Annotated in this window: 4 protein-coding genes and 1 pseudogene; 4 read left to right on the plus strand and 1 reads right to left on the minus strand. The window is 70.7% G+C overall.

Translation table 11 applies throughout. The features are described 5' to 3' along the window. From G6019_RS05885 to G6019_RS05900, 4 genes are all read left to right on the plus strand, one after another. Positions 1-630 (plus strand): cell division protein (locus tag G6019_RS05885; protein WP_182627195.1); only part of this gene is annotated, 630 nt, incomplete at its 5' end. Between the two features lie 125 nt (positions 631-755). Continuing rightward, positions 756-986 carry a hypothetical protein gene (locus tag G6019_RS05890; RefSeq protein WP_107756225.1) on the plus strand — a complete coding sequence of 77 codons (231 nt, stop codon included), beginning with the start codon at positions 756-758 and terminating at the stop codon, positions 984-986. A gap of 282 nt (positions 987-1,268) precedes the next feature. Further along, on the plus strand, positions 1,269-4,448 hold the full coding sequence (ileS, locus tag G6019_RS05895; RefSeq protein WP_182627196.1) for an isoleucine--tRNA ligase: 3,180 nt from the start codon (positions 1,269-1,271) through the stop codon (positions 4,446-4,448). A 34-nt stretch (positions 4,449-4,482) separates the two neighbouring features. Continuing rightward, the gene (locus G6019_RS05900) at positions 4,483-5,922 is read left to right on the plus strand and encodes a DNA polymerase IV (RefSeq protein ID WP_182627198.1); all 1,440 of its coding nucleotides are present in this window, start codon (positions 4,483-4,485) and stop codon (positions 5,920-5,922) included. A 24-nt stretch (positions 5,923-5,946) separates the two neighbouring features. Here G6019_RS05900 and G6019_RS05905 read toward each other — a convergent pair. Further along, a pseudogene (locus G6019_RS05905) lies at positions 5,947-6,252 on the minus strand (asparaginase); the annotation flags it as partial.

The raw sequence follows: 6,252 nt of genomic DNA on the forward strand, positions 1-6,252 counted from the left end.
CCCGCCCCGGCGCCGACCCCGGCACCGACTCCGGCGCCGCCCGCGGCCACGCCGTCACTCGCCGGAGAGGACAGCGGTTCCGCCAACTCGGACACCCATCTGCGCGCGGCCCGCGTCCTGGCGATGGCGCAGGAGATGGCGGACCGCCTCACGGGCGAGGCCAAGAAGGAGTCCGACGGGCTCATGGCCAAGGCCCGCGGTGAGTCCGATCGCCTCGTCGGCGACGCCAAGAACCAGTCGGAGAAGATGGTCGGGGACGCCCGCAGGGAGGCCGACAAGATCCTCGGCGAGGCCAAGGCCAAGTCCGACGGGATCGTCAAGGACGCGCAGGCGCGCTCCGAGCAGCAGATCAAGGAAGCACAGGCCAAGGCCGACGCCCTGCAGGCCGACGCGGAACGCAAGCACACCGAGATCATGGCCACCATCAACCAGCAGCGCGGGGTGCTGGAGGGTCGCATCGAGCAGCTTCGGACCTTCGAGAAGGACTACCGCAGCCGCCTCACCAGCTACCTCGAGAACCAGCTGACAGAACTCGGCAAGTCCGGCTCCGCCGCCCCCGCCGCACCGGCCGAGAACGCCGGCGCGCCGGACCAGGGTGGCAAGAAGGACGGCGGCCACCGCGCCGAGTAGCCCATCCGAGTCGTCGCGTCCGGTCCCCGCCCCTGCCCAGGGTGCGGGGACCGACGTATATTCGGGGGGTGGGTCCGCCCCGGAGCCGGTGTATTCCACGACTCGCACCACGGCAGGAGGAACGCATGCTCGTCGTCGCACTCGGACTGACGCTGCTCGGCTTCGCCTTCCTCGTCGCGGCCGTGGCGACCGGACAGATCGGGTGGGCGTGGGCCTGCATCGTGGCCGGCGCCCTCGGACTGCTCTTGCTGCTCATGGATCTTCTCCGCGGGAGGACGGCCCGCGACGGCTCCGGAGAGAATCCACCGGACGCGAGTGACGAGGCGGAGGAGACGGGCGCCCACAGCGACAGGTAGCATCACCCGATGTCCGGCGATGAGCCGGATGCGCTGAGATCCGGCCATCACCGGGGAGCGCTCGGAAGAACGGTCGGTCCCGAGGTGGGAGCGGCTCAGTAGAACCGAACGGGGGAGCCCGTCAGGGTCCCCGATCCACGAGTGGGCGTCGCACCGTCGACGCCAAACGGGGTGGTACCGCGGACGGATGCGCCAGTCGCGTCCGGTTCGTCCCCGAGCGCAGGCCTGTCGGCCCCACGGGTACCAACTCGTGTGGGCCCGTACCTCGAGGAGTCCGCCCACATGAGCACCGAGCCCACCGCAACGGGTAGCGCGTACCCGATTCTCGACCTCACCGGCGGCACCACCGCGCAGTCGCCGTCGTTCCCCGCGCTCGAGCAGACCGTCCTGGCCCGGTGGGACGAGCGCGACACCTTCCGTGAGTCCGTCCGCAGGCGAGCGGATGCCGACGAGTACGTCTTCTACGACGGCCCCCCGTTCGCCAACGGCCTACCCCACTACGGACATCTGCTCACCGGGTACGTCAAGGACGTGATCCCGCGCTATCGCACCATGCGCGGTTACCTGGTCGAACGCCGGTTCGGCTGGGACTGCCACGGTCTGCCCGCCGAGCTCGAGGCGGAGAAGCAGCTGGGGATCACCGAGAAGTCGCAGATTCTCGAGATGGGTCTTGCCGAGTTCAACTCCGCGTGCGAGAAGTCGGTGCTGCGCTACACCGATGAGTGGGAGGACTACGTCCACCGCCAGGCCCGCTGGGTGGACTTCGAGAACGACTACAAGACCTTGGACATCGACTTCACCGAGTCCGTCCTGTGGGCGTTCAAACGCCTCTACGACAAGGGTCTGGTCTACAAGGGTTTCCGCGTGCTGCCGTACTCCTGGTACGAGCAGACGCCCCTGTCCAACCAGGAGACGCGGTTGGACGATGCGTACAAGATGCGACAGGACCCCGCGGTCACGGTCGGACTGCCGCTCGAGGCCCCGCAGTCCAGCCCGTTCCACGGCGCCGAGGCGCTGGTGTGGACCACCACCCCCTGGACCCTGCCGTCCAACCTGGCCGCCGCCGTCCACCCCGACATCGACTACTGCGTGGTGCAGGTGAACACGGGTGATCTCGCCGGCCGACGCTTCGTCGTGGCCGAGGCGCGCCGGGGGGTGTACGCGCCCGAGTTCGGTGAGGACGCGGAGGTGGTGGCCACCGCGAAGGGCTCCGAACTGGTGGGGCTGCCGTACGTCCCGCCGTTCGACTTCTTCGCCGGCCACCCGAACGCGCACGTGGTGCTGGCGGCCGACTACGTCACCACCGACTCGGGTACGGGCATCGTCCACCTCGCGCCGGCCTTCGGCGAGGAGGACAAGGACGCCTGCGACGCGGCCGGCATCGAGCTGGTCATCCCCGTCGGAGCCGACGGGAAGTTCACCGCCGAGGTGCCGCCGTACGCGGGCCAGCTGGTCTTCGACGCCAACGCGCCGATCTCACGCGACCTGCGCGCGGCGGGGCGACTGATCCGCCACGAGACCATCGAACACTCCTACCCCCACTCCTGGAGGTCCGGCCAGCCGTTGATCTACATGGCCCTGCCGGCCTGGTTCGTCAAGGTCACCGCGTTCCGCGACCGGATGGTCGAACTCAATCGCGAGCAGATCACCTGGATGCCCGAACACGTGCGCGACGGGCAGTTCGGCAAGTGGCTCGAGGGCGCGCGGGACTGGAACATCAACCGGAACCGGTACTGGGGCGCGCCGATCCCCGTCTGGGAGTCCGATGACCCCGCCTACCCGCGCGTGGACGTCTACGGGTCTCTCGACGAGCTCGAGGCCGACTTCGGCGTGCGGCCCGCTGATCTGCACCGTCCGTACATCGACGAGCTGACCCGGCCCAACCCCGACGACCCGACCGGCAGGTCCACCATGCGGCGTGTGGCCGACGTGTTCGACTGCTGGTTCGAGTCCGGGTCCATGCCGTTCGCCCAGGTCCACTATCCCTTCGAGAACAAGGAGTGGTTCGAGACCCACAACCCGGGCGACTTCATCGTGGAGTACAACGGCCAGACCCGGGGCTGGTTCTACACCCTGCACGTCCTGGCCACGGCTCTCTTCGACCGGCCCGCGTTCACGCACGTCGCCGCGCACGGCATCGTGCTGGGCAACGACGGCCTCAAGATGAGCAAGTCCAAGGGCAACTACCCGGACGTCAACGAGGTGTTCGCCCGCGACGGCTCCGATGCCATGCGCTGGTTCCTCATGAGTTCCCCCATCCTCCGTGGCGGCAATCTCGTGGTGACCGAACAGGGCATCCGGGAGGGCGTGCGCCAGGCCATGCTCCCGCTGTGGAACTCCTACAGCTTCCTGCAGCTGTACGCCGCCGAGCGCGCCACCTGGCGGACGGATTCACCCCACGTGCTGGACCGGTACATCCTGTCGCGGCTGGCCACGACCCGGGATGCGATGACCCGGGCCCTGGACAGCACGGACATCGCCGCCGCGTGCGACGAGCTGCGCCAGTTCGCCGATGCCCTGACCAACTGGTACGTGCGCCGGTCCCGGTCGCGGTTCTGGGCAGGGGAGGCGTCGGGCCAGGATTCGCGCGACGCCTTCGACACGCTCTACACGGTCCTCGAGACGACCATGCGGCTCGCCGCGCCGCTCCTGCCCCTCATGACGGAGGTCGTGTGGACCGGGCTGACCGGACGGGAGTCCGTTCACCTGGCGGACTGGCCGGCCGATGACGAGCTCCCGCACGACGCCGGGCTGGTCGAGGCGATGGAGGCCGTCCGCGACGTGTGTTCCACGGTGTCCTCGATCCGTAAGGCGAAGCACCTGCGCGTGCGCCTGCCCTTGAACGTGCTCACCGTGGCGATGCCCGACGCCGAGCGGCTTGAGCCGTTCACCGGCATCATCGCCGACGAGGTGAACGTGCGCGAGGTGCGACTGACCAGCGACGTGGCCGCCCACGGGCGGATGGAGCTGGCGGTCAACGCGCGGGCGGCGGGGCCGCGGCTGGGCAAGCAGGTGCAGGCGTGCATCAAGGCCGCCAAGACGGGCGACTGGTCCGAGGTCGGCGGAGTGGTGGTCGCCGGCGGCGTCGAGTTGCAGGAGGGCGAGTACGAGCACCGCCTCGTGGCCGCGGATCCGGAGTCCACGGCGGCGCTTGCAGGCGGGGCCGGTCTGGTGGTGCTGGATCTGACCGTCACGGAGGAGCTGGAGGCCGAGGGCTGGGCCAAGGACCGGATCCGCGAGATCCAGGAGGCCCGGCGCGCCGCCGGTTTCGACATCTCCGACCGCATCCGGGTACGCCTGGAGGTCCCGGCGGACCGTCGCGAGTGGGCCGACCGTCACGCCCGCCTGATCGCCGACGAGGTCCTGGCCACGGACTTCGAGGTCCTCGACGCGCTCGACCCGGCGGACGGCGAGGCCGAGGAGCTCGGTGACGGTGTCAGGATGACCCTGGCCCGGGTCTGACACGGACCGGTCCTGAGCCGAGACGGGAACCGGCGTGGCTGACGGGCAGGACCGCTGGGTCCTGCACGTGGACATGGACGCCTTCTTCGCCTCCTGCGAGCAGCTCACGCGGCCGACGCTGCGCGGTCGGCCGGTGCTCGTGGGAGGCGTGGGGGGTCGCGGAGTGGTGGCGGGGTGCTCCTACGAGGCGCGCGCCCGCGGCGCGCGTTCCGCCATGCCCTCGCACCAGGCCAGGCGGCTCGTGGGCCCCTCGGCCGTCTTCGTGTTCCCCCGGATGGCGGTGTACCGCGCGTTGAGCCGCCGGGTGTTCGAGATCTTCTCCGCGCACGCTCCGGTGGTCGAGAAGGTCTCGGTGGACGAGGCCTTCCTCGAACCCCCCGAGCTCCGTGGTGCCGACGTCGAGCGGACCCGGCGGTGGGCGGAGGACCTACGGGCGGCGATACGCGAGGCCACCGGACTGCCGGCCTCGGTGGGGGCGGGGGCGGGGAAGCAGTACGCCAAGATCGCCTCCGAGCTCGCCAAGCCCGACGGGATCGCGGTGGTGCCCCGACGCGATCACTCGGACGTGCTGTATCCGCTCCCGGTGCGGAGTCTGTGGGGCGTGGGGCCGGTGGCGGGGGAGAGACTCTCGCAATTCGGGATCTCCACCATCGGCGATCTGGCCGCGATGGACGACGACGACGTGGTCCACGCGCTCGGCAGGACCGTGGGGCCGGCGATCGCCCGGATCGCACGGGGATATGACGACAGGCCCGTTCACGAACGGGCCGAGGCCAAACAGATCAGCGCCGAGAGCACGTTCGCGGCCGATCTCACCACCGCCGGGCAGGTGGCGGCGGCGGTGCGCAGAGCGGCGCAGGGCGCACACCGGCGGCTGCTGGGCGACGGGCGGGCGGCCCGGACCGTGACGGTCAAGATCAAGCGCGCGGACTTCACCTCGATGACGCGGTCGTTCACGTTGCCGGTGGGCACGACCTCGCTGGAGACGATCATCGCCGTCGCGCGGTCCCTGGCCCCCGACCCCGTGGACTTCGGCGCGATCCGGCTGCTGGGCGTGGGCCTGTCGGGACTGACCGAGATCCACCAGGACGCGCTGTTCGAGCAGGAGATCCTGCCCGGGACGCGGCAGGGCCCCGGGCACGTCGACCTCGACGACCTCCCCGACATCATCGGGGTCGGCACCACGGTCACGACCGATGACGAGGCCCCGGGCCCGGGTGCGGAGGCCGTGGACGACCCGCTCCCCGCCCCACCGGCGATCGGCGCGTGGCGTCAGGGTCTGCAGGAGAGGTTCCGCACCGGTTCGGACGTCCGCCATCCCGCGTTCGGGCACGGCTGGGTCCAGGGCTCCGGCCACGGTCGGGTGTCGGTACGGTTCGAGACGGCGGTCACCGGCCCCGGTCGGATGCGGACCTTCGCCGAGGACGATCCCGACCTGGAGCTCGCCGATCCGCTGGACTCCCTGGGGTGGTGACGCGCGGGCCGAAGCGTCTGCACCTCAGCTGTAGAGGTGGTACCGGGACCACTGTGAGCGGACCTCGGCGGCGTCGGCGCGCGCGAGCAGCGCGGTGAGCAGGACCCGCGCCTGGGAGGAGCGCAGGTAACCGCAGCTCAGAACGCCTCGCCTCGCGAGATCCGCCCCGCCGCCGGGGCCCGAGTACGTGGGCGTCGCCTCGCCTCTCGGAACACGGGTCGAGGTCGCCACCACGATGTCCGGGCGCTCCACGGACAGGTCCGCGACGGCCTCGGCCACAAGTGGGGGCAGGTTGCCGGACCCGGTCCCCTCGAGGACCAGCCCGCGGGC

The organism is Dietzia sp. DQ12-76, from assembly GCF_014145045.1.
Lineage (GTDB): Bacteria > Actinomycetota > Actinomycetes > Mycobacteriales > Mycobacteriaceae > Dietzia.